Annotated in this window: 22 protein-coding genes; 16 read left to right on the top strand and 6 right to left on the bottom strand. The window is 60.9% G+C overall.

Annotation, left to right across the window (positions count from 1 at the left end):
- Nucleotides 1-3 precede the first annotated feature (3 nt).
- The 3 genes from AAHK20_RS05430 to AAHK20_RS05420 all read left to right on the top strand — a co-directional run bounded on the left by AAHK20_RS05430 (nucleotide 4) and on the right by AAHK20_RS05420 (nucleotide 4,629).
- The gene (locus AAHK20_RS05430; protein WP_449180413.1) at nucleotides 4-1,725 is read left to right on the top strand and encodes an AMP-binding protein; all 1,722 of its coding nucleotides are present in this window, start codon (nucleotides 4-6) and stop codon (nucleotides 1,723-1,725) included.
- Between the two features lie 124 nt (nucleotides 1,726-1,849).
- On the top strand, nucleotides 1,850-3,604 hold the full coding sequence (locus AAHK20_RS05425) for an FAD-dependent monooxygenase (RefSeq protein ID WP_449180412.1): 1,755 nt from the start codon (nucleotides 1,850-1,852) through the stop codon (nucleotides 3,602-3,604).
- An 89-nt stretch (nucleotides 3,605-3,693) separates the two neighbouring features.
- A complete protein-coding gene (locus tag AAHK20_RS05420) occupies nucleotides 3,694-4,629 on the top strand; it encodes a hydroxymethylglutaryl-CoA lyase (protein ID WP_449180596.1) in 936 nt (311 codons plus the stop codon).
- A gap of 11 nt (nucleotides 4,630-4,640) precedes the next feature.
- Here AAHK20_RS05420 and AAHK20_RS05415 read toward each other — a convergent pair whose 3' ends face one another.
- From AAHK20_RS05415 to AAHK20_RS05405, 3 genes are all read right to left on the bottom strand, one after another.
- Entirely contained in the window at nucleotides 4,641-5,291 is a 651-nt protein-coding gene (locus AAHK20_RS05415) for a TetR/AcrR family transcriptional regulator (protein ID WP_449180411.1), read from the bottom strand.
- A 201-nt stretch (nucleotides 5,292-5,492) separates the two neighbouring features.
- Entirely contained in the window at nucleotides 5,493-6,560 is a 1,068-nt protein-coding gene (locus AAHK20_RS05410) for a maleylacetate reductase (RefSeq protein WP_449180410.1), read from the bottom strand.
- A gap of 87 nt (nucleotides 6,561-6,647) precedes the next feature.
- A complete protein-coding gene (locus AAHK20_RS05405) occupies nucleotides 6,648-7,532 on the bottom strand; it encodes an intradiol ring-cleavage dioxygenase (protein ID WP_449180409.1) in 885 nt (294 codons plus the stop codon).
- A gap of 133 nt (nucleotides 7,533-7,665) precedes the next feature.
- Here AAHK20_RS05405 and AAHK20_RS05400 point away from each other — a divergent pair, with 133 nt between their 5' ends.
- Nucleotides 7,666-8,631, top strand: a complete 966-nt coding sequence (locus tag AAHK20_RS05400; protein WP_449180408.1) for a LysR family transcriptional regulator — start codon at nucleotides 7,666-7,668, stop codon at nucleotides 8,629-8,631.
- A 25-nt stretch (nucleotides 8,632-8,656) separates the two neighbouring features.
- Here AAHK20_RS05400 and AAHK20_RS05395 read toward each other — a convergent pair whose 3' ends face one another.
- Nucleotides 8,657-9,574: a LysR substrate-binding domain-containing protein gene (locus tag AAHK20_RS05395; protein ID WP_449180407.1), complete on the bottom strand. Its 918-nt coding sequence runs from the start codon at nucleotides 9,572-9,574 to the stop codon at nucleotides 8,657-8,659.
- A 178-nt stretch (nucleotides 9,575-9,752) separates the two neighbouring features.
- On the opposite strand from AAHK20_RS05395, the gene AAHK20_RS05390 reads away from it, so the two are divergent.
- Both AAHK20_RS05390 and AAHK20_RS05385 read left to right on the top strand, forming a co-directional pair.
- Nucleotides 9,753-10,451: a pirin family protein gene (locus AAHK20_RS05390; protein ID WP_449180406.1), complete on the top strand. Its 699-nt coding sequence runs from the start codon at nucleotides 9,753-9,755 to the stop codon at nucleotides 10,449-10,451.
- A 48-nt stretch (nucleotides 10,452-10,499) separates the two neighbouring features.
- Complete coding sequence (locus AAHK20_RS05385; RefSeq protein WP_449180405.1) at nucleotides 10,500-10,922, top strand: DoxX family protein; 423 nt, start codon at nucleotides 10,500-10,502, stop codon at nucleotides 10,920-10,922.
- Between the two features lie 110 nt (nucleotides 10,923-11,032).
- Here the strand turns inward: AAHK20_RS05385 and AAHK20_RS05380 are convergent, their stop codons facing one another.
- Nucleotides 11,033-11,947, bottom strand: a complete 915-nt coding sequence (locus AAHK20_RS05380; RefSeq protein ID WP_449180404.1) for a pirin family protein — start codon at nucleotides 11,945-11,947, stop codon at nucleotides 11,033-11,035.
- Between the two features lie 106 nt (nucleotides 11,948-12,053).
- Between AAHK20_RS05380 and AAHK20_RS05375 the strand changes: the two genes are divergently transcribed.
- From AAHK20_RS05375 to AAHK20_RS05335, 9 genes are all read left to right on the top strand, one after another.
- The gene (locus AAHK20_RS05375; protein ID WP_449180403.1) at nucleotides 12,054-12,956 is read left to right on the top strand and encodes a LysR family transcriptional regulator; all 903 of its coding nucleotides are present in this window, start codon (nucleotides 12,054-12,056) and stop codon (nucleotides 12,954-12,956) included.
- A 65-nt stretch (nucleotides 12,957-13,021) separates the two neighbouring features.
- Nucleotides 13,022-14,026: a zinc-binding alcohol dehydrogenase family protein gene (locus tag AAHK20_RS05370; protein ID WP_449180402.1), complete on the top strand. Its 1,005-nt coding sequence runs from the start codon at nucleotides 13,022-13,024 to the stop codon at nucleotides 14,024-14,026.
- A gap of 130 nt (nucleotides 14,027-14,156) precedes the next feature.
- Entirely contained in the window at nucleotides 14,157-14,459 is a 303-nt protein-coding gene (locus AAHK20_RS05365; protein WP_449180401.1) for a Dabb family protein, read from the top strand.
- Nucleotides 14,460-14,582: 123 nt separating this feature from the next.
- Nucleotides 14,583-14,963 carry a BON domain-containing protein gene (locus AAHK20_RS05360; RefSeq protein WP_449180400.1) on the top strand — a complete coding sequence of 127 codons (381 nt, stop codon included), beginning with the start codon at nucleotides 14,583-14,585 and terminating at the stop codon, nucleotides 14,961-14,963.
- 445 nt (nucleotides 14,964-15,408) lie between these two features.
- Nucleotides 15,409-16,380, top strand: a complete 972-nt coding sequence (locus AAHK20_RS05355; protein WP_449180399.1) for an amidohydrolase family protein — start codon at nucleotides 15,409-15,411, stop codon at nucleotides 16,378-16,380.
- Nucleotides 16,381-16,420: 40 nt separating this feature from the next.
- Nucleotides 16,421-17,890 carry an aldehyde dehydrogenase family protein gene (locus AAHK20_RS05350; protein WP_449180398.1) on the top strand — a complete coding sequence of 490 codons (1,470 nt, stop codon included), beginning with the start codon at nucleotides 16,421-16,423 and terminating at the stop codon, nucleotides 17,888-17,890.
- Nucleotides 17,891-17,929: 39 nt separating this feature from the next.
- On the top strand, nucleotides 17,930-19,285 hold the full coding sequence (locus AAHK20_RS05345) for an MFS transporter (protein WP_449180397.1): 1,356 nt from the start codon (nucleotides 17,930-17,932) through the stop codon (nucleotides 19,283-19,285).
- Nucleotides 19,282-19,746, top strand: a complete 465-nt coding sequence (locus AAHK20_RS05340; protein ID WP_449180396.1) for a (2Fe-2S)-binding protein — start codon at nucleotides 19,282-19,284, stop codon at nucleotides 19,744-19,746. Before AAHK20_RS05345 ends, AAHK20_RS05340 begins: the two co-directional genes overlap by 4 nt.
- Nucleotides 19,743-21,974, top strand: coding sequence for a xanthine dehydrogenase family protein molybdopterin-binding subunit (locus tag AAHK20_RS05335; RefSeq protein ID WP_449180395.1), 2,232 nt, complete (start codon nucleotides 19,743-19,745; stop codon nucleotides 21,972-21,974). Before AAHK20_RS05340 ends, AAHK20_RS05335 begins: the two co-directional genes overlap by 4 nt.
- 69 nt (nucleotides 21,975-22,043) lie before the next feature.
- On the opposite strand, the gene AAHK20_RS05330 is transcribed toward AAHK20_RS05335, so the two are convergent.
- The gene (locus tag AAHK20_RS05330; RefSeq protein WP_449180394.1) at nucleotides 22,044-22,508 is read right to left on the bottom strand and encodes a MarR family winged helix-turn-helix transcriptional regulator; all 465 of its coding nucleotides are present in this window, start codon (nucleotides 22,506-22,508) and stop codon (nucleotides 22,044-22,046) included.
- 138 nt (nucleotides 22,509-22,646) lie between these two features.
- Here AAHK20_RS05330 and AAHK20_RS05325 point away from each other — a divergent pair, with 138 nt between their 5' ends.
- Entirely contained in the window at nucleotides 22,647-23,861 is a 1,215-nt protein-coding gene (locus AAHK20_RS05325) for a porin (RefSeq protein ID WP_449180393.1), read from the top strand.
- Nucleotides 23,862-24,027: the final 166 nt, after the last annotated feature.

The following is a 24,027-nucleotide window of genomic DNA, read 5'->3' as shown; positions in this document are numbered from 1 at the left end:
GTTATGCAATCCTTACCGGGTTTACCTGCGCTCATCGCACCCGCCGACGGCATGGCCTACGTCCGCGGTGCGACGGATATTCCATTGAGCGAAGCCACGATCGGCGAGTTTCTAAGAGATACGGCGCAACGCTTTCCCGAGCGCCAAGCCGTAGTGTTCCGCGAGCAAGGCGTGCGCTGGACCTGGAAGGAATTCGACGAACGAGTCGATCAGCTCGCCGCGGGACTCTTGTCGTTGGGCATAGCGAAGGGCGATCGCGTCGCGATCTGGTCGCCGAATCGATTCGAATGGCTGCTCACCCAGTTCGCCACGGCGCGCATCGGCGCGGTGTTGGTCAACATCAATCCCGCCTACCGCGTTTCGGAACTCGAATACGCGTTGCGCAAGGTAGGGATCAAGGCGCTCGTGACGGCCGAGCAATTCAAAACGTCGAAGTACATTTCGATGCTGCTCGACATCGCTCCGGAGCTCGCGTCGCAGCAAACCGGCTATCTGCATTGCGCGCGCCTGCCGGAACTCCGTACGGTGATATCCGTCGGCGATTCGGGCCTGCCGGGCGTGCTGCCGTTCTCCGCCGTAATGGGGAAGGGCGAAGCGATTCTGCGCGACGAAGGTCAAACAACGATCGCGCTGTCTGCTCACGACCGGATCAACGTTCAGTTCACGAGCGGCACCACGGGCAACCCGAAAGGCGCCACGCTGACGCATCGAAACATCGTCAATAACGGGCGTTTCGTGGCGATGGCGATGAAGCTGACCGAAGCCGATTCGCTCTGCATCCCCGTCCCGCTTTACCACTGCTTCGGAATGGTTCTCGCGGTACTGGCGTGCGTATCGGTGGGCGCGCAGATGGTCTTTCCTGGCGAGGGATTCGATGCCGGCGCAACGCTCGCGGCAGTCGCGCAAGAGCGCTGCACGGCGCTTCACGGCGTGCCGACGATGTTCATCGCGGCGCTCGAGCATCCGGACTTCGCGTCCTATGACTTGAGCAGTCTCCGCACGGGCATCATGGCGGGCTCGCCGTGTCCGATCGAGACCATGAAGCAAGTGGTGGCGAAAATGCACATGCGGGAGGTCACCATCGCATATGGAATGACCGAGACGAGCCCGGTGTCGTTTCAGAGTGCAATCACTGACCCGCTCGACAAGCGCACGTCCACCGTCGGCCGGATCCAACCTCACCTCGAAGTGAAGATCGTCGATCCCCTTGGCAATATCGTGCCTGTTGGCGCAACCGGAGAGCTTTGCACGAAGGGCTACTCCGTGATGCTGGGCTACTGGGGCGACGAGGAGAAGACGCGTGAAAGCATCATCGATGGATGGATGCATACGGGCGACCTCGCGACGATCGACGCCGACGGCTACTGCAATATCGTCGGCAGACTCAAGGACATGGTGATTCGCGGCGGCGAGAACATCTATCCCCGCGAGATCGAGGAGTACCTGTTCAGGCACCCCAAGATTCAGAACGTTCAGGTGTTCGGCGTACCCGACGAAAAAACCGGCGAGGAGCTGTGCGCGTGGGTTGTGCTTCGGCAAGGCGAATATGCCAGCGAGGAGGACATCCGCGACTTTTGCCGAGGACAAATCGCTCACTACAAAGTGCCTAAGTACGTTCGCTTTGTCGATGAACTGCCGTTGACGGTCACGGGAAAGGTGCAGAAATTTGCGATGCGCGAGGAAATGATTCGGTTGCTGAATTTAAGCGAGAAGAAGACCGCATGACAGGTGCGTGACGGCCGGATAGACGCTGTTCTATCAGGCCGATAGACCGATTAATGCAATTAGTTATCCATATAAAAATTTCAACGTCATCGGATGACGAGTTCTTGAGACTAGGAGATTCGACATGGCAGAAATCACTACAGACGTGCTCATCGTGGGATCGGGGCCGGCGGGCTCCGCCTGCGCGGCGCTGCTCTCGACCTACGGTGTCGAGAATATGGTCGTCAACATGTACCGTTGGCTGGCCAACACGCCGCGGGCGCACATCACGAACCAAAGAACGATGGAGGTTCTTCGCGATCTCGGCCCGGAGGTGGAGCAGGAGGCTTACCTCCATGCGACCGACGAAGATCTCATGGGCGGAACGGTGTTCTGCGAGAGCTTGACGGGCGAGGAGATCGGCCGGGTGCCCAGCTGGGGCGTGCATCCCGCGTCGAGAGCGGAGCGCCGGCTGGCGAGTCCCACTAAGATGAACGATTTGCCGCAGACGTTCATGGAGCCGCTTCTGTTCAAGACGGCTTGCTCTCGCGGCACGCAGTCGAGAATGAGCACTGAGTACCTGAGCCACACGCAAACCGACGAAGGCGTCATTACGCTGTGCCGCGACCGCTTGAGCGGAGAGGAGTTCACGGTCAGATCGAAGTACCTGATCGGCGCGGACGGCGGGAACTCCAAGGTAGCGAAGAACGCGGGGCTGCCTTTCGAAGGAAAGATGGGTGTGCGCGGCTCGATGAACATTTGGTTCCGTGCCGACCTCTCGGAATTTGTCGCGCATCGCCCTGCGGTGCTCTACCCGATCATGCAACCCGGTGCGGAAGTCGGCGGTATCGGCATGGGCCTGATACGGATGGTGCGGCCATGGAACGAATGGCTGATCGTTTGGGGCTACGACATCAACGAACCGACTCCGGTAGTCGATGAGGCCAAGGCTACCGAAATCGCGCGTCAGCTGGTTGGCAAGCCGGATCTCGAGATTAAATTGCTGGGCGCGAACACGTGGACGGTCAACAACATGTACGCGACTCGGATGCAAGACGGACGAGTCTTCTGCATGGGCGATGCAACGCATCGGCACCCGCCGTCCGGTGGATTGGGCTCCAATACGTCCATTCAGGACGCGTTCAATCTCGCTTGGAAACTCGCAGCGGTGATCAAAGGGAAAGCGGGCGAAGCGCTTCTTGATAGCTATACGGCGGAACGCGCCCCGATCGCGAAGCAAATCGTCACTCGTGCAAATCAGTCGATTGCCGAATTTGCCCCCCTCTATCATGCGCTCGGGATTGACGAAACGACGGACGGGGAAGTGATGCAGGCCAACATGCATGCTCGAAGCCAAGCGACTGCCGCGGCGGAAAAGCAACGCGAGGAGATTCGCGACGCCTTGGCATTCAAGCGCTATGAATTGGACGCCCACGGCGTCGAAATGAATCAACGCTATCGCTCGAACGCGATCGTCGCGGACGGTCAGGCTGAACCGGCCTTTGAGCGCGACCGGGAACTCTATTACCACGCGACAACGTGGCCAGGCGCTCGTTTGCCGCATGCCTGGGTGTTCGACAAACGGGGGCGGCCGCAATCGACGCTCGACCTGGCTGGGCATGGACGGTTCGCGCTTTTCACCGGGCTCGGAGGCGAGGCGTGGACTGAAGCCGCCGCTCAGGTCGGCGAAGAACTTGGAGTCGAAATCGACGTGCAGTTCATTGGGCCGCGCCAGAAGTATGCGGACCTTGCCGGCGACTGGGCACGGGTGCGGGAGATCAGCGACAGCGGCTGCGTGCTGGCTCGCCCCGACCATCATGTGGCTTGGCGGAGCTTCAAACTGGTGGATGATCCGGTTGCTGAACTTCGGCGCGTCATGCGAAGCGTGCTCGCGAAATAAACGGTTGTTGCCTGCGTCTTGCTCTGGGCCGCGTAGGAAGGGCGAGGGGCAAGACGCAGGAGAAAAGGGAGAGAAAAGTGAAGGAGCGGATATCGGGAGCATCAGGCGGCGCAGGTCGTTTTCCGCAGCGAGTGCAAATCGTCGAGGTAGGGCCTAGAGACGGCCTGCAAGCCGAAAGCAAAATCGTGTCGACCGAAGTCAAGATCGAACTCGTCAATCGGCTCGTTGACGCAGGCGTGAGGCGAATCGAAGCGGCCTCCTTCGTCTCGCCGAAATGGGTCCCGCAGATGGGGGATGGTGCTGCCGTGATGGCGGGAATCGAGCGCGTGCAGGGAGTTTCATATGCCGCGCTCACGCCCAACATGAGAGGGCTCGAAGCCGCCATGGAGAGCAAAGCCGACGAGGTCGTCATCTTCGGTGCGGCAAGCGAAGCCTTTTCCATGCGCAACATCAATTGCTCCGTCGACGAATCGGTCAAACGTTTCGTTCCGGTAGCGCAACGGGCGAAAGAAGCGGGACTGCGTTTGCGCGGCAGCATCTCCTGCTCGTTCGGATGCCCATACCAGGGGCAGGTGCCCGTTGATGCGGTCGTCGATATGGTCAAGCGCTTCCGCGATCTCGGGTGCGATGAAATCGACCTTGGCGACACGATCGGCGTAGGTACGATGACGCACGTCCAGCGAGTCATCGAAGAGGCTTCAAAAGAGTTTCCGTTGGAGCGTTTGGCCGGCCACTTTCACGACACCTACGGCCAGGCACTGGCGAATATCGTTGGGGCGCTGCAGGTCGGAATGTCGATCTTTCATTCGTCCGTCGCCGGTCTTGGCGGATGCCCCTATGCGAAAGGCGCCACGGGGAACGTTGCCACCGAAGATCTCCTGTACCTTCTGGACGGACTGGGCATTGAAACCGGAATCGACCTCGACGCAGTCGTATCGACTGGCGCGTGGATGAGTCAAGAAATGGGCAAGGAAAATGGCGCGCGTGCCGGCAAGGCGTTAGCGGCGCGCAAGTCCATCAATTGATTGCGCGTCTTCTAAACGCTCGCTAGCGCACTGTATACGGGCAACGGCTCGAACACGAGCTGCTCGACAGTGCGCCAATAGGCATCGGCTAAAGCTGGGTCGGACGGTGAAAGATTGGTGGTCGCCGAGATTTCCGGGCCAAAGCCCGACAGCGTCGACGTCAAGCTGATCAACATGTAGTGAAAGATAATAGGCTCGACCTTCGGCAACGCCTGCTCGTCTTGAGCTGCGCGAATTTGCGGTAGGAGCCAATCGATCAGCGGCTTGAGAATCGTATCGGCGATCCATTGCAGCCGGGGGCTGTAACCTAACGTTTCTTGAAGCATGAAACGATGAAGTTCCGGATAGTCGACAGTGAAACGGAATAGCGCCCGATAAGCGTGCTTAACGCGATCGAGCGCGCTAACCGAACCCAAGTCTGTTAGATAGGAATCGCGTTCCCGGCGCACGCGCTCGAATACGTATTCGGCTACGGCCCGCCAGAGGATTTCTTTGGTTCGGAAATGATAGGTGATGAGCGGATGCTGCAAACCAATTCGGTCTGCAATGCCGCGAATGCTTGCAGCGTCGAAACGTTTGGACGCGAATTCCGCCAATGCGGCTTCCAGAATGGCCGAACGGGTTTCCTGTGCTCGTTGCTGCTCGGCACGCTTGGATTCCATCGGACGATGTGTCCGCGCGGACTTTGAATCGATAGCTATACGTTGCGCCATGCCGTGACTCTGTTGCGAAAACACAAGAGGATGCGTCTATGCACATTAGCATAGATCCTTGCGATTTTCTCGGCCTAATGGCTGGCGTGAATTGCCACTATGTGTGGCAGTGCGAATGACGCATTAAACGACACCGAAAGGCGTCCTGCTTCACGGCTTGGGCGAACTTCCATCGAATGCGCGCTGCAACAACGCACGAATCGCGTCGCGTTCCAGCGGCCGGGGATTCCAGTACGCATTGCTGCATGCGAGGTCGGTGGCCAGATCGAGCTGATCTTCGCGCATGCCGATTTCTTCTAACGCTATGGGTGCGCCGTTTGCACGCGCGAGTTCGAACAGACCCAGCGCGGCGTTTTCATGTCCCACTGCGCGAGCGATGCGCTTCATGGCGTCGGGTGCAGCGTCGGCGTTGTAAGCCAGCGCGTGCGGCAGCACGATGGTATGAGTCTGCGCGTGCGGCAGATTGAAACTGCCGCCGAGCGTGTGGCAGAGCTTGTGATGCAGCGCCATGCCGACGCTTCCCAGCACGGCGCCGCACAGCCACGATCCGTAAAAGGCGTCGGCGCGCGCAGAGGGATCGCTCGGATTGGCGACGATGTTGGGCAAGCTGCGCGCGAGCGCCGCGATGCCTTCTTCCGCCATCAAGCTCGTAAGCGGATTGGCGTCGCGTGAATACAAGCCTTCGGCTGCGTGAGCAATGGCATTGATGCCACTCGTCACCGACATGCCGACGGGCAGGGTCAGCGTCAGGTCCGGATCGTAGATGACCGTCTTGGGCAGAACTCGAATATCGGTCCCGGTCCGCTTGAGGCCCGCGTCCGTGAGCCCGTATATGGGCGTCATTTCGCTGCCCGCGTAAGTGGTGGGCATGGCGAGAATGGGCAGGCTCGACTCGAGAGCGATCGCCTTGGCAAGGCCGATCGCCGATCCGCCGCCGACGGCGATCACGCAATCTGCGCCGAGCGTTACCGCGGTCGTTCGTGCTTCGACCGCCAGCTCAACCGGTACATGCATGGCGGCGCGATCGAATAAGCCTGCGGCGCGGTTCCCCAGTTGCTCGGCGACCGATGCGCCGAGCGCGTGCTGTTCCGGGCTGCACAGAACGAGCGCGCGCTGCGCGCCCAGCGTCAGCAATTCGCGTTCGAGATGGACGCGTGATCCACTACCAAATACGACGCGCGTGGCGCGACCGTTGTAGATAAAGTCAGATGTGGGCACGGAGGACCTCGAAGACACATTGAGCGCGCGGAACGCGGATGGGATGACTGGATCTCTTATGCGCAGAGCAACGTTCGATGCCCCCGATCATCGCGTGTGTCCGACAGGATTGAGGACGAAGTCGTAGTCGAGCGTGTAAAACGGCGTGTCCATTTGCGTGCCGTCCGGCGCCACACCCGGAGGGTGCTCGACCCAGTCCGCCACGAGCGTCGAGCGCACGCCGAAGACGGCGTCCGAGTCGAGGTACTGATCCCCGTTGCGGAAAACATGCGTGATCAGGGGCTCGTACCCGGCTGCGTTGATCCAGAAATGCAGGTGCGCCGGGCGCCAGGGATGTCGTCCGAGCGCATCGAGCATCCGGCCCACCGGACCATCGTGGGGGATGGGATACGCCTCAGCGAGTATCGACCGAAAGTGAAAGCGTCCGTCAGGAAGCGTGCGTAAGCGGCCGCGGCCCCGATGCTGGTCTTCGGCGTGCTGCGGTTCGGGATACTGCACGTCGTAATTGCCCTCTTCGTCCGATTGCCAGACTTCAAGCGTCGCGTTCGGTACCGGCTCGCCATGCAGGCCGCTAATCCGGCCAGTGACAAAGCACGGCTGGCCTGCCGCACCATTGGATATGTCGTCGCCGTTCTGATACTCGGGCGCTCCTTCGACGAAGAACGGACCCAGCACTGTCGCCTCCGTGCATTCGGCCGGCTTCCTGTTGTTCTGCGTCGTGGTCAGCATCGACAGGCCGAGCGTGTCCGACAAAAGGATGAACTCTTGACGCTTATCGTCAGTGATATGGCCGACGTCGGTGAGGAAGTTGATCGCGTACAGCCATTCGCTTTCGGTCAGCCTGACCTCTCGCGCGAAGGAGTGCAAATGTTGGACGAGGCTGGTCATGACGGTTCGCAGCCTGTCGTTGCTACAGCCGGACATCGCTGCGAGCACTGCCTGGGTGATGGTGTCTTCGCTGATATTGCGCATGGCCTGTCTCCGAGTGTTTGCTCGCCGACTCCACTCCTGAAGAGGCGGCTATATCGGCACTCTAGCGACGTTCGAGGCGGAAAAATATGCGCTATAGTGAAAACATATTTCCACTGAGCGGAAGAATCGTCGCATGGATCGCTACACGCAGATGGAGTTCTTTGCGTTGACGGCCGACCTTGGCAGCCTGTCCAAAGCAGCGGAACGTCTGGGTATTTCGAATGCAGCGGCGAGCCGCATGTTGAGCGCGCTCGAAGACCGCTTAGGCGCGCGTCTGGTTGAGCGAACCACCCGCCGGTTGTGGCTTACCGATGCAGGGCGCGAGTATCAGCGGCGCTGCGCGTCGATTCTCGCGGACATCGCGGAGGCCGATGGTGCTGTAACCGACATGGCCTTGCGCCCAAGCGGCGTGCTGCGCGTAACCAGTTCGGTGTCGTTCGCAGTGCTGCATATCGCGCCGTGGCTGCCGGAATTCAATGAGCGGTACCCCGAGCTGTCGGTGCACATTACGGCAGCGAACCGCTACCCGAATTTCATCGAGGCGGGCATCGATTGCGCGATTCGCACGCGCGAACATGAAGGGGATTCGGGCATCACCATCCGGCGGCTGGCGCATACGCGCCGCGTGCTGGCCGCCTCGCCGGCTTATCTCGCGCAGCACGGCATACCGGAGACGCCGGAAGACATCGCAAATCAGAAGCTGCTCATTTATAGCTACGCGGCGAATCCCTATCTGCTGGAATTCAAGCGAGGCCGAGAGCGGCGCGACATTCCCATCAGCGGCGTGCTGGAGTCGAACGAAGGTCAGGTGATTTGCGCCGCGGGACGGGCCGGCCTGGGAATCGTGGTTCAGCCGCTCTACATCGTGCACGACGATATCGTCGCCGGCCGGCTGATTCCGCTGCTGGACGACTGGGAACTGCCGCCGCTGACGATCAATCTGGCGTACCAGAGCCGCCGGAACCAGCCCGCGAAGATTCGGGTGTTTGCCGATGCGTTGAGCGAGCATGTGAGGAAGCTGGACCTCGAGAATCGCTGGAACGCAGTGCCGAAGAAAGCCCTCGTTGCACGAGGCACTCAGAAAAACCAGGCTCGCTGACTACAGCCAGTGCATCGGCGTCGCTTTACCATTTCTTCTTCATGTCTTCGAATCCCTTCACGAGCGCATCGAGCAGGTGACGGACGGCCGGAACCATGCCTCGGCGCGTAGGGAAGATCGCGTGCACGATGCCCGGCGGGGAAGCCAGTTCCGGGAGCAGGTGCTTCAGCCGGCCGCTGCGAATATCCGTGTCCACCAGCTCTCTTGGCAACAACGCTACGCCGACGCCGGATATTGCCGCAACGCGAAGGCTGGCCAGGTCGTCGGTGGCCAGGCTGGGCTGATGCGCCCACGATGTCTCGCGTCCCTCGGCATCGACGAGATTCCAGACGAACCGCTCACTGCTGCTGGCCATGCTGAGGGTGGGCCAATCGTTCAGGGATTCGATCGAGCTTGGCGCCGGAAAGCGCGCCGCCAATTGGGGACTGGCAACGAGAATCTGGCGCGACAAGGCAAGCTGGCGGACGGCGAGATCGGTGTCTTCCAATGGCGGCAGCCTGACACGGATGGCAAAGTCCAAGCCTTCCTCCACAACGTCCACGCGGCGGTTGGTGGCGTCCAGCCGGATTTGCACATCGGGGTTGTCCTGCACGTAGCGCGAGATGATCGCGGAGACGCCGGATTCCAGCAGTCCCACCGGGCAGCTGATGCGGACGGTGCCCTGCGGCTTGGACAGCGTCCGCTCAACGATGTCTTTGGCGGCCTTGGCTTCCGCGACCAGCGCAAGGCAATGCTGATGGAACTGCCGCCCGGTTTCCGTCAATGACAGGCTTCGGCTCGTGCGATTGAGCAGGCGCACGCCGAGTTCTTCTTCCAATGCGCGGATGCGCCGGCTGAGCTTCGACGTCTGAATGCCGAGGTTGCGCGCAGCCGCCGTATAGCTGCCGTGCTCGACCACTTCCGCGAAGAGCCGGAGATCGTTGAGGTCCGTGATTGCGTTCATGGGCAGTCCTTGCTTCCGTTTATCGTTCTATCAGCAGCAATGATGCGTTCCAATTCGCGTGCTATGCACGTATTCGTTGCGAATATAGCATTCTCCCATCGCCCGCACCAGCGCCGAATTCTGTCGGCGGCCCAGGTGACAAGCGTCGCAACTGCGGCGGCGGGAAACGGAGAAGGACATGCTCACACATCGGCGTTGGGAATCATTGGACGGAGCGAATCTGGACTGGCTGCGCGCGAAACATCATTTCGCGGTCAGCGCCGGCGGCAATCCCGCGCACGCCGCGCTGGGTCCGCTGATCGTCTGGAACGACGACGAGATCGCCGTCGGCGGCGGCTTCCCCATGCACGGGCACCGCGACATGGAAATCATCACCTACGTTCGCCAGGGCCTGCTCGGACATCGCGACACGTTGGGGTCCGAGGGAGCGATCCAAGCTGGCGATGTCCAGGTCATGAGCGCCGGCACGGGCATACGCCACGCCGAGTTCAACCGGGGCGAGGTGCCGCTCAAGCTTTATCAGATCTGGTTGCTGCCTCGCGAAGCCGGCGGCAAACCCGCGTGGGACACCAAGCCGTTTCCCAAGGGCGACCGATCGGGACGATTCGTAGTCCTGGCTAGTGGATTCGCCGGCGATGAAGGTGCACTTCCTATCAGGGCCGATGCGCGTGTGCTCGGCGCGATGCTAAAGGCGGGAGAGAGTGTTCGACACGAGCTGAGCCCGGCGGGCCGTGTCTATCTCGTCGTGGCCTCGGGACGCATCGCAGTGAATGGCGAGACCGTTGGTCCGCTGGACGGCGTGGCGATTACAAGCGTCGCCGCCGCGCAGATTTCCGCCCTTGAAGATTCCGAGCTGGTGATGGTGGACGCCGGCTGATTCCTTTTATCGCATTCCACCTACGCAATTTCATTTAAGGAGTTAGTCATGGAACGTTTCAAATTTCTTCCGCTGTTGGGTCGCATCATGATCGGCGCGCCGTTTGTCATGAGCGGGCTGGGCAAGCTCGGCGCATACGCCGCGACGGTCGGCTATATCGCGGCGATGGGTCTGCCCGTGCCGCCGCTCGCCTTTGTGGTTTCCGTGCTGATCGAGCTGGGCGGCGGCCTGTTGTTGTTGTCGGGCTATCGGGCTCGCTTCGTGTCGCTGGCGATGGCGGTGTTCTGTGTGGTCACGGCGATTTTCTTTCACCACAACTTCGCCGATCAGAACCAGATGATTCACTTCTTGAAGAACGTGATGATGGCGGGTGGCCTGCTGCAGATCGCTTACTTCGGCGCCGGCGCATTCAGCCTCGACGCGCGCGCCGGACGGGCCAGCACGCGCGTGGCGTCTTTGAACGCGGGCTAAGCAGCGACGCGGCAGTGTCGTTGGCGGCAACGCCGTCGGCTTTGACATCGGACCCTTCGGGTGCGTAGTGGTCGCAACCGGAGGGTCGGTCACGCTCACTGGCGCAAGCGCTACCTGATACGACCGGAACTGCGAAGCTGTTCCCCTAGCTCCGCAATTCGTGTTTCTCCGGCTCGCAGCGCTTCTTCAGAGGTATGCACGGAGTAGTACCCGAGCGACAGCTCGTGCGGATGCGCGACTGCGGAACCAAGCACGAACTCCGCATCGGACTCGGCGATGAACTCCAGAACGCCCTCTGACTCGCTGAACACGGCAAGCTCGGCGTGAATCCGCTGCCCGGCGACGCGAAGCGCACCGTGCTGAATGCTCAGCCAAGCGACGACGTGACCAGCAGGCGGCGCATACCGCCACTGCTCGCCGGCGGAAAGCCGCACATGCAGGTAGTTGATGCCCGGAGGCGCCGACACGGGGCTCTGCGCATTGTCGTAGCGGCCCAGAATGACTCGGGCCGGACCGGTCATGGGTATCTCGCCGGCGGACAGATACTGGCTGTTGGGTTCGCCCAGTTCCAGGTCGCTCGGCAACGCAGTCCATAACTGATAGCCGCGCACTGGCGTGCGGCCTTCAGGGTAGCCGTCATGCCAGACGCCACGACCGGCGTTCATCCACTCGACGCTGCCCGTCGACAAGACGCCGGATGCACCGGTCGTGTCTTCGTATCGGACTTCGCCATCGAGCAGGATGGTTGTGGTTGCGATTCCGGAATGCGGGTGCATCGGAAACCGTGCATTGGAATGCGCGGGGATGTCGAAGTAGTCGAGGAAGACAAAGGGTTTGAGCAGTGCGCCAAGGTCACCGGGACTGAGCAACCGGTTGACCGGGCCATGCTGCCTGCCTGCGGTTCGGGCGACGATCGTTCTCGTCATGGGAAGCTGCGTCGCAAGATTGGCAGTACCGCTCGCGGCGATGGATTTGTATCCTGAGCGCGCGGGTGAGTCGGTCGATTTGATTGTTTGCGCTGACATGGCAACGGCATTCCTCGATCATCTTGATGTCCAGTAAAGGTTAGCCGTTCTCGATTTCAAGAGGAAGACTAAAGATTTCGATGCGATCCATCGTCAGGAGCGATATATGCTGGATGGAGTTTCCCTCGATCAACTGCGGACATTCATCGAGGCGGTCGACGCAGGCAGCTTCTCTGCTGCGGGCCGCAGACTGCGCCGGACGCAGTCGGTCGTCAGTCAGACGCTCGCGAATCTCGAAAGGCAGGTGGGAATACAGCTTTTCGACCGCAGCGCACGCTATCCCCGCCTGACCGCAGGCGGTGCGGCGCTGGTCAGCGATGCCCGCGCCGTGATGCGTGGCGTCGACGGATTCAAGGCGCGAGCCCGCACTCTGGAAGAAGGTCTCGAGCCGGAACTGGCTGTCGCGGTCGACGCGTTCTATCCGATGGAGCGCTTGACCGCCGCCGTGCGGGCATTTGCCGTCGAGTTTCCACACACTCCGTTACGCCTCTATGTCGACGCTTTGGGTGGGGCGGCCAAACGGATCTTGGACGGTGTCTGCCGACTGGGAATCATTGGCTCGACGCTTGTTGTTCCGGATGGCCTGCATGCCGAAAAAATCATGGATATCACCATGGTCACGGTGGTGGCTCCGACTCATCCGCTGGCATCGCACGAGCGCGTCATCGGAATGCACGAGTTGGAACATCACGTCCAACTGGTGTTGACCGATCGCACCGATTTGACGCAAGGGAAAAGCTTCGAGGTTTTTTCGCCGCTCACTTGGAACCTGGCGGACTTGCAAGCGAAGCACGAATTCTTGCGGGCAGGGTTCGGGTGGGGGCACATGCCGCTCGCGATGGTCGAGGACGATATCGCGTCGGGCGCGCTGCATCGGCTTCGTCTCGACAAATTCGAACCGGTGACGCCGCCGGTTCCGATGTTCGCGGCCTTCCGCAAGGACACGCCGCCCGGCCCAGCGGGCACCTGGTTCGTGAAGACGTTAAAGGCGGGCTCTGCGCCTGCGTGAATGCGTGCGCGGGCATTCGCGCTTGCGGGTTGTTTTAGCCGCCGTCGAGCGGCTTGGAGAAAGTCATGAAAGCAGTTGGCTATGCAACCAAAGGCGGTGTCGAAGTCTTGACCGACCTTGAACTTCCCATGCCGGTACCCGGTCCGCGCGACCTGCGGGTCGCGGTGAGGGCGGTGTCGGTAAATCCTGTCGATGTGAAACGCCGTCGCTGGGAAGATCCCACGGAGCACCCGCATCCCAGAGTGTTGGGCTATGACGCGGCGGGCGTGGTGGAAGCGGTGGGAAGCGACGTCACGTTCTTCAAGCCCGGTGACGAGGTGTTCTACGCGGGCGCGATGGATCGCCCCGGCACGAACTCGGAGTTCCATCTTGTCGACGAGCGGATTGTCGGACCCAAGCCGGCCTCGTTGTCGTTCGCCGAAGCAGCAGCCATGCCGCTCACTTCAATCACAGCATGGGAAATGCTCTTCGACCGCATGAAGGTGCCGTGCGGTTTGCGCCAACCGCGCGGGACGCTGCTCGTTCTGAACGGAGCCGGAGGAGTGGGCTCCATGCTGATCCAGCTCGCGAACCGCCTCACCGGTCTCACCATCATCGCCACGGCATCCCGGCCCGAAAGCGTCGAGTGGGTGCGCAAGCTCGGCGCGAAGCACGTTGCCGACCACAGCAAGCCTATCGACGAAGCCCTACAGGCAATCGGTTTCAGCGGCGTAGATTACATCGCGGCAATCACCTCGACGCGTGGCAGCGCACCGAGCCTCGCCCGCGCGATGAACCCGCAGGGGCACATCACGCTGATCGACAACTTCGACGACAGCATCGCGCCGTTCAAGCCGAAGAGCATCACCGTTTCATGGGAGATGATGTTCACCCGGTCGCTGTTCGAGACGGCCGACATGGACGCTCAGCACCGCCTGCTGCGCGAGGTATCGGAGATGGTCGATGCGGGCTTGCTGCGCACGACGCTCACGCACGTGGGCGGCGCCATCACGGCAGCGAATCTGCGCAAAGCTCACGAGCGGATCGAAACAGGCAGAGCGATCGGCAAGACTGTCCTCGAAGGCTTCTAGTCCATTCTTCCAGCCGGTGGAAATCACTTTTCCCTCGAGGGCATTTTTCTTCGCAGAGCGGCCAGTTATCGTTAACCATAAAACTTGGCAGACGGAAAAGATAATAGAATCCACTTCGTGAGGCAGGGCAATGATCAGGCATATCGTGATGTGGCGTGTCGCGGGCCAAACAGCAAGCGAGCGCCGTGAAACGGCCTTGTGGGTCAAAAAGGAGTTCGAGAGTCTTCGAGGCTTGATTCCCGGGCTGTTGGAGCTCGACGTGGGTCTCGATGTCAGCGGCGTCGACTACGCGTGCGATGTCGTCTTGGTAGCGGACTTCGATTCACGCGCTGCCCTCGACGCTTATGCGGACCACCCGGAACACCTTCGGGTCCGCACGGCGCTTACGGGCATGCGCGAGACGCGTCACCAGGTTGACTACGTTGCCCGCTAGGCACGCCGATCGTTTGCAGCTTACGTCTTAGCAGTAAAAGGGCCCTGGCGAAGGGGCGCGTACAACGTCGGTTTCGGTGCATGCGCCGAACGACATTAACCTGTGAAACACCATGGTGAGCCAATGAGAACGACATATAAAGCGGTGTTGTGGGCGTTTGCCGGATTGCTGTCAACGATTGCTCTCGCTCAGGAACCGGCGTCCAACGCGAGTGCGCCAAACGGTGCCACAGGGGCGGGCGTTGCATCCCAACCTGAGGTCTCGAATAAGTCTGTGCGCGCGGCGAACCGCTTGTTTGCGAAAAAAGTGCACCAGGTGTTGAATAAAACGAAGGGGCTCGCAGGCGCGGATATCGCGGTGTTTGCAAACGCGCGAACCGGCGAGGTGGTCCTCGGAGGCTTTATCGATACCCAGGACCAGGAACACATCGCAACCGATGCTGCCGGCAAGGTGCCGGGCGTCAAGTCGGTCACCAGCAAAATCGTGCTGCGTCCGCAGCTTTGACGGGTTCCGGTTTGACCTGAGCCCGGCGCGTTGCAATGACGCGTCGGGGGCGTAGTTTCCGAACGACGCCGCTTTTGGATCGCGCGCTACGCGTTGAGCGATTCGCGCGCCTCGCATCGTTATGCTCGCTGTCACGCCACTTGCCTAGTGGTGTTCATGACATGGCGCGCTCTTCCATCTAATCAATCCATTTGAATTCTGCGTTTCGCTAAGCGCCACGCGCCACGCGCCACGCGCCACGCGGTGTGGCCACTTGCGCCTGCATGGGTGTCGTTAAGAGCCGCGCAAACGTCGAGGGTTTACGTGAGTGTATTTACTTGAAAAATCAAATATACTCGGTCAGGAAAGTAGTTGAAAAATCAACTAAATGATGCCGCGCTGAACTCGGGGACCCATCGAATTCCCTACGTGAGCAAGGCGTCATACGCCGAACTGGAGCTGATTGATGAGAAACAAGATTGCGCTTGAAGAACACTTTGCGATTGACCTGACTATTGAGCAATCGAAAGGCTACGCACCGTCCCACGTATGGGAGATGCTGAAGTCGAATCTGATGGACATCGAGCAACAGCGGCTCGAACGGATGGAGCAGGGCGGCACCGAGTATTCGATCTTGTCGCTCAACTCGCCTGGCATTCAGGGCATTCCGAACATCAAAGAAGCGATCGATGTCGCGCGGCGCGCCAACGATGTCCTCGCCGAGCATGTTGCGCGTCATCCGTCGCGCTTGGGCGGATTCGCCGCGTTGCCGATGCAGGACCCGGAAGCCGCGTCGCGCGAACTCGAGCGCTGTGTGAAGGAGTTCGGATTCCACGGCTTCATGGTGAATGGTTTCTCGCAGGTCGGCGAGGCAGAAAACGTCGTGTATTACGACGCCCCGCAATACGCCGATTTCTGGGCAAACGCGGCAGCGCTCGGCAAGCCGTTCTATATGCATCCGCGCGATCCGTTGCCGTCCCGTGAACCGATCTACGACGGCTTTCCATGGCTGGGCGCCGCGACTTGGGCGTTCGCGGTCGAAACGAGTATTCATGCGCTGAGATTGATTACGTCAGGTCTGTTCGACCGCAATCCCACGTTGCAGATGATTCTCGGCCATCTCGGCGAGGGGATTCCGTTCAACGTCTGGCGTGTCGACCATATTCTCCAGAAGGCGCCGCGAGGATTGCCGTGCCAGCGCACTGTGGGTGAATATCTGAGGGAGAACGTCTACGTGACGACGAGTGGGAATTTCCGAACGCAGACGCTTCTTTCGACGATGCTGGAAATGGGCAGCGAGCGGATCATGTATTCGGTCGACTATCCGTTCGAAACGCACGACGAGGCATCGCAGTGGTTCGACACGTGCTCGATCAGCGAAACCGACCGCGTCAAGATCGGTCGGGAAAACGCACGACGGCTGTTCGGTCTTCGATGATTTCAATGATTTCGATGAGACCAGGAACGGGAGAACTCTGATGTCTGTGACCGGCTTGGCGCCAGAAAGCGAGTGGCGTAACAAAATCTATAGCGGTGGATGGAAAGCAGCAGGCGCGGGGACGATCCCCGTGACCGAGAAGTCGACCGGCGAGCGAATTGGATCGGTGGGTTGCGCGTCTGCCGCTGATGTGTCGGCCGCCGCGGCGATAGCGGCCGATGCGCAACGCGCTTGGGCCGCAACACCGGGGCCTCAGCGAGGCGATATTTTGCGCGAGGTCGCTCGCTTGCTGGACGTTCACAAAGAGGAGATCGCGCTTCAGATTGTCCGGGAGTCAGGGTCGATTCGGCCGAAGGGGCAGTTGGAGGTCAAGCTGGCGATACGCGAGATTCTCGAGGCTGCGGCGTTAGGCAGCCAGCCATCCGGCTTTATCGCGGCGAGCGACGCCAAGGGTCGGCACAGCGTCGCGCGCAGAATCCCTATGGGCGTGGTCGGCGTCATTACGCCGTGGAACTCTCCATTCATACTCGCGGCGCGAGCCATTGCACCGGCGCTGGCCACTGGCAACGCCGTGCTGCTCAAGCCCGATCCTCAAACGCCGGTCTGCGGCGGCATCCTCTATGCGCGGCTGTTCGAGGCGGCGGGGCTGCCCGAGGGGCTGTTCCATGTCCTTCCTGGTGCAGCGGAAACCGGAGACGCGCTGGTCCGCGATCCGCTCGTCAACATGATCAGCTTCACGGGATCGACGCGGGTCGGGCAAGCGATCGGCGCCGTAGCGGGCGGCTTGCTCAAACGCGCGAGCCTCGAGCTAGGCGGCAAGAATCCCTACATCGTGCTCGACGACGTCGATGTCGAAGCGGCGGCGAGCGCCGGCGCATGGGGATCGTTTTTGCATCAAGGGCAAGTCTGCATGTCCGCGGGCCGCCATCTCGTTCAAGAAAACATTGCCGACGCGTACATCGAAAGCCTCGTCCGGAGAACCAAGGCGCTATCGGTAGGCGACCCTTTCAAGGGCGATTTCAACCTCGGCCCCATCATCAACGAAAGGCAAGCCGCGAACGTCGAGCGCATCGTTGCGGACTCCGCAATCCAAGGCGCGAGGATTCTCGCCGGCGGCTCCCGCAACGGGCTCTTCTTCAAGCCGACCGTCATGGTGGACGTTGCGCCGGGAATGCCCGCATTCGAGGAAGAGATCTTCGGTCCCGTCGCCGCTGTGACGGTGTTCAAGAACGATGACGAGGCGGTAGCGTTGGCCAATCAGAACCGTTACGGCCTGGTGGCGGCCGTGGCGTCTTCCGATTTGCGCCGGGCTCAGCGGATTGCCGACCGGCTGCATGCCGGCATCGTCCACATCAACGACCAGACCGTCATGCACGAGGTGTTTGGGCCGATGGGCGGTCTGGGTCTGTCCGGCAACGGGCACAACTACAGCACGCTGACCAACGCGGACCAGTTCACGGAATGGCAGTGGGTGACGAGCCGCGAAGACCTTCCCGCTTACCCCTTTTAGCGCGGATGTTTTCATGCTCAAACGGAGCGAGGTGACAAATTGACCCCCGGAACTGCGCAACGCGTGCAAGAGGCGCAATCGTCGATCGTCGACATCAGTGCGCTGATCGATAGCCGGCCACTGAGCACCTTCCAGAAGTGGATCATGATCATGATCGGCTGCTCGGTGGTGATGGATGGGTTCGACGTGCAGACCATGGGCTTCGTCGCTCCCGCGATTGTGCAGGCGTGGCACATCAGCCCTGCAGACCTCGGACCCGTTTTCGGCGCAGGCTTGCTGGGGATGTTGGCGGGCTCGATCGTTTTCGGCGCCATGGCCGATCGAGTGGGGCGCCGGCCGGTCTTGGTCGGAGCGACGGTGTTCTATGGGCTATGCATGCTCGCCACCAGCCTTGTTCAGCACGTTCCGGAGTTTCTCGTCGTTCGTTTCCTGACGGGTTTCGGCATCGGTGGCGTGATGGGCAATGCCATCGCGCTGGTCAGCGAGTACAGTCCGCAGAAACATCGAGCGTCGCTGATGACATGGGTCTCATGCGGCTTCACGGGTGGCGCGATCGCAGGAGGCCTTCTTTGCGCCATGCTGCTCCCATCGATGGGATGGAGGTCGGTGTTCGTCGTTGGCGGGGTATTGCCGCTGGTCATTGCGGTTGCGATGGCCAGGTATCTGCCTGAATCGCTTCAATTGCTGGTGCTCAAGCAGCGCAGCCCGGAACGGCTTGCTCAGTGGCTGAGGCAAATCGCGCCGGACGTGCAAGTCGGACCCGACACCCGCTTTGCCGTTCACGGGCAGACGAACGCGAAGGCCTCCGTTGGCGAGCTCTTTCGCCATGGCCGCAGCACGACCACGTTGTTGCTATGGGGCATCAACTTCGCGAACCTGCTCGATCTCTTCTTTCTGTCGAACTGGCTGCCGATGCTTTCCTTGCGCGTCGGCCACGGTGTCGCGACGGCCGTGCTGATCGGCACCTCGTTGCAGATCGGCGGCACCGCGGGGGCGCTTCTGATGGGGCCGTTGATGGACCGCTTCGGCTTCTATCGTGTCTTGTCGCTCAGCTTTTTGGTGGCGACATTCGCGGTGTCGGCCGTCGGTCTTCCTGATCTTTCGACGGGACTGCGCTATGCCGTCGTGCTGATCAGCGGGATCTGCATCGTGGGCGGACAGCCCGCAGTCAACGCGTTGACCGCGACGCGCTATCCCACCTCGCTGCGGGCAACCGGGGTTGGCTGGAGTCTCGGAATCGGCCGGGCGGGCTCGATTATTGGTCCTGTCGTAGCCGGTCAACTCATCAAACTGCAGTGGTCGAACACCTCGCTGTTCGTCGCGGCCGCCGTGCCCGCACTCGCATCTTGTCTGATGCTGGTCGTGCTCAGCCGCGTGTCAAGGGAAACGAAATGAGCATTTCGATCGCGGTAAACGGCAAGCGACACCATCTGGCCGTAGCAGCTGATACGCCGCTGCTCTACGTGTTGCGCAACGATCTCGAGTTGAACGGCCCGAAGTTCGGTTGCGGCGAGGCGCAATGCGGCGCATGCACGGTCATGGTCGGCAACGCAGCGACACGCTCGTGTGTTTTTCCGGTTGGCGCGGTAGGCACGGCTCACGTGACCACGGTTGAAGGCCTGGGCCATGGCGAGCGGCTGCATGTATTGCAGAAGGCTTTCCTCGCGGAGCAGGCCGCACAGTGCGGTTATTGTTCGAGCGGCATGATCATGGCCGCGAAAGCGCTGCTGGATCGGAATCCGAATCCGGACGAACAGGTCATACGCCGCGAAATGGCGGGCCAGAAATGCCGGTGCGGCGCGCACAGCCGGATCGTCCGGGCAATCCAGCGCGCCGCGCAGGAATTGCGCGGATGAAGACTGTCAAGCTTTCCCGGCGCGCCTTCGGCAAACTGGCCGGGGCAATCGTCGCGACATTTTCGCTCGCGCCATTTTCAGCGTTTGCACAAGCGGAGCCGAACTTGCCGATTGACCTGCGTACCAATCGCAGGCTCGACGGATGGATTCGAATCGACTTCGACGGAACGGTCACGATCTTCACGGGAAAGGCGGAGCTGGGGCAGGGCATTCTCACCGCACTCGCGCAAATCGCCGCCGACGAACTCGATGTCGATTTCGCGCGCATTCGCATGGTTTCCGCGGATACGGCCCACAGCCCGAACGAGGGTTATACCTTCGGCAGCCAGTCGGTCGAGCAGAGCGGGGCGGCAATACGAGCCGCCGCAGCGCAAGCGCGTGCGGTACTGCTTGGAGCGGCCTGCCAGCGGTTCGGCGTTGCGCAGTCGGACGTCCGTGTCGAGAACGGCGTGATGCTGCTCGCCGATGGCCGCCGGATCGCCTATGCGGATATCGTCAAGGACGAACGGGCGCTTCTCTCGCGCGATGTGACCGCTGCAGTCGCTCCCAAGCGAGCGTCGGAATACAAGGTGGTCGGCAAGTCGGTGCCTCGGATTGATTTTCCGGCGAAGTTTGCGGGTGGCGCATCGTACGTTCAGGACATGCGGTTGCCCGGCATGTTGTTCGGTCGGATCGTGCGGCCGCCGAGGTACGGTGCAAAGCTAGTGGCCGTCGACGACGCGTCCGTAAGAGCGCTCCCCGGTGTGGTCACTGTGGTTCGAAACGGCAGCTTCCTCGGTGTGATCGCCGAGCGGGAAGAGCAGGCGATCGCGGCACGTCGCGCGTTGCAGGAGGCCGCGCAGTGGAGCGCGGATTTCGTGGCGCTGCCCGACGTCGATCATCTCCAGCAGGCATTGCTGAGTTGGCGGAGCAAAGACAAGGTGGTCGGCGAAGCGGGACAAGATACGCCGGCGTCCAATATCGCGACCCAACTGGAGGCTACCTATTCCCGGCCGTATCTATCGCACGCTTCGATTGGTCCTTCATGTTCCGTTGCCTTGCTCAAGGACGGGCATATGACCGTCTGGTCGCACACGCAGGGCGCGTTTCCGCTGCGGGGCGATCTTGCGAAGGTGCTTGATATGCCCACGAGTGCGGTCGACGTGGTGCATGTTCCCGGCTCGGGCTGTTACGGGCATAACGGCGCCGATGACGTAGCGCTCGATGCGGCGTTACTTGCGCGTGAAACCGAAGGGCGTTCGGTAAAGCTTCAATGGATGCGCGATGACGAATTCGCTTGGGCGCCAATCAGCCCGGCAATGGTCATGCGGGTGAAAGCGGGCTTGACCAAGGACGGCCGAATTGCCGATTGGAACTATGACGTGTGGAGCAATTCGCACGCGATGCGGCCGGGCCAACCTGGAGGCGTGAACCTGTTGGCCGCCTGGCACCTCGCCAAGCCGTTCGAACCGTCGCCGCCGCCGGAGATTCCGCAGCCATACGGCAATGGCGATCGCAACGCCGTGCCGGTCTATGATTTGCCGCGCAAGAAAATAACCAATCATCTTCTGCTGGACGCTCCCATCCGCACGAGTTCGCTGCGCACGCTGGGTGCTTTCGGAAATGTGTTTGCGATCGAGTCGTTCATGGACGAACTGGCTGTCGCGGCAAACGCAGACCCGGTCGAATTTCGGCTGGCGCATCTGAGCGATCCGCGTGCGATCGCCGTGGTGCGGGAAGCGGCAAGCCGGTCCGGATGGCAGCCTGGGTTGAAAGGCGACGGACAGCGCGGTCGCGGCTTTGCCTATTCACGCTACAAGAACATCGGGGCCTATGCGGCGATCGTTGTCGATGTCCACGTCGACCGCGCCACCGGTGTGGTCAGTGTGACGAGCGTGACCGCCGCAGTCGACGTGGGCTGCGTGATCAATCCCGACGGCGTGAAGAACCAGATCGAGGGGGGCATCGTCCAGGCGCTGAGCTGGGCGCTCAAGGAGCGCGTCATGTTCGATCGAACGGAGATTACGACGCGCCATTGGCAGGACTATCCGATCCTGTACTTTGAGGAGGTGCCGCCGATCGACGTCGTGGTGTTGGAGCGTCCCGATGAAGCGTCGATTGGCGCGGGTGAGTTTTCAGTCGGTCCGACGGGTGCTGCGCTGGCCAATGCGGTGGCAAATGCAAGCGGTGTACGCATACGCGATCTGCCGTTGGCGCCGGAGAAGGTTTTGAACCAGCAACGCTCCTGATGCTCGCAGCGTTCCGCTGGCAGGCAGGGGCGTTGAGAGCCCAAGCGAAGTGGTCAGGTTCGAGCCGGGCTATTCAAGCTCGTCAAGCGCGCCTGCGTTCTCGTACAACTTGAGCAGCATCGCGCGAAGCGACTGAACGTCGCTCGCGGTGAAGCCGGAAAGGAGCACCGACTCATGTTGCTTTGCGACAGGGACGATGCGCTGAGCCAGGTCCTCGCCCTTCCTCGTCAGGACGATCTTGATTGACCGTCCGTCCGTCGCACTCCTCTCGCGCTTGACCAGATCTTGACTCTCGAGGCGGTCAATGATCCTGGACAGCGCGGAAATATCCGACGACGAATGCACGGATAGTTCAGACAACGTCTGGCGCGGTACGTACAGCAGCGAAGCGCAGACTCGCCACTCGCTGAGATTCAGGTCAAAGGCTTTCAGTGCTTTCGCGAACGCGTTTCCCATCCTGCTTCCGGCGCGTGTCAACAGGAAGGGAATCGCCTGCTCGAGCTCTTGCTGCCGTTTGGGTGTCTTCATGATCATCGGTGGCGCCGAGGGTTTACGTGGGCAGATATACTTGAAAAATCAACTATACTCCATCGGGAAAGTAGTTGAAAAATCAAATAAACAATAGTCCGGAACAAGTCAAAGCAGGTACAAGCAGATCCAGAAATATACTCGATGCATTGGTTAGTAATACATATAAAAAACGAATTTTTCAATGGGTTGAAGGACGGAGACAAAAAAATGAGTTCACGTGTGAATCGGGCCAGACGTGGCCGCTCATGGCGCCGTATGGTCGGGTGCGGAGTCGCGTCGCTGGCGGCAGGTGCATCGGGCACGTCGCATGCGCAGAGCGCAGTGACCCTGTATGGCGTTATCGATTCCGGCGTCGAGTATGTGACGAACATCGGCGCCCAGAAGTCCAGTTCAGTGCACGTGCCGACTTTGACAGCCTCGCTGCCGTCGCTGTGGGGCATCCGCGGCAAAGAAGACCTGGGTGGCGGTCTTAGCACTGTTTTCGTATTGGAGTCGGGTTTCGCCCCGGGACAAGGCACGCTGAATCAAGGCGGGCGTATATTTGGCCGGCAAGCTTATGTCGGACTTTCGTCGGGGCGGTGGGGGACGTTGACGCTCGGTCGGCAATACTCGCAAATCTTTTGGGCGGTATTAACCGGCGACACCTTGGCGCCGAATATCTATGCCGCTGCCGATCTGGACCCGTACTTGACCCAGCCGCGAGTCGACAATTCGATCGCCTACACGTTCAAGTCATCGGGGCTGACGGTGGCCGCGATGTATTCGTTCGGACGTGACGCAGTGGATAGCGCGCCGGCAGGAGGCTGTGCCCAACAGACGGCCAACTGGCAGGCCTGCAAGGCGTTTTCCGCCATGGTGAAGTATGACGCGGGGAAGTGGGGTGCCGTGGCCGCTGTCGATCGCAACTACGGTGGCGGCGGCACGGGCTCGCCGCTGCCTGTCAGCTCGCAAACCGATACGCGTGCTGTTATCGATGGCTACGTGAAGTTCGGCAACGCGACTATCGGCGCTGGATTCCAACATCGCATCAATCACGGAGCGCAGACGCCGACCCTTTTTGACGCGACGAGCAACTACTGGTGGCTCGGTGGAAACTATTTGCCCCGTCCGGATATTTCTCTCGACGCTCAGGTCGGCCATATCAGCGTGCGCAATAGCGCCGGAGGTTCCGTCATTGCCGCGCGCGCGATGTATCTGCTGTCCAAGCGCACTGCGGTGTATGTCACCGCCGGGCACGTGTTCAACCAGCGCAATGCGTCGTTCTCGATTGATGGCGGCGTGGTGCCGCCCGCGTCTACGCCATTGCCGGGAGTGGATCAAACCGGAGCGTTGGTGGGTATTCGCCACCTGTTCTAAGGGGGCCGTGGCCGCCTGAAGCAATGGGGAAGGCCACGACCGATCCATTCACTGGGGCGATAGGAAGCATCGAGAAATAATGCCTATTCAGACGCGACGCAACCATGCGAAATTGCGAGTGTGTTCGCCAAGCAGACTTTTCGCCGCGCGTCCGATGTGACGGAGT

It is taken from the genome of Trinickia camelliae (assembly GCF_053525655.1).
Note: the sequence above shows the minus strand (reverse complement) of the source record. Positions and strands in the feature narration are given on the sequence as shown.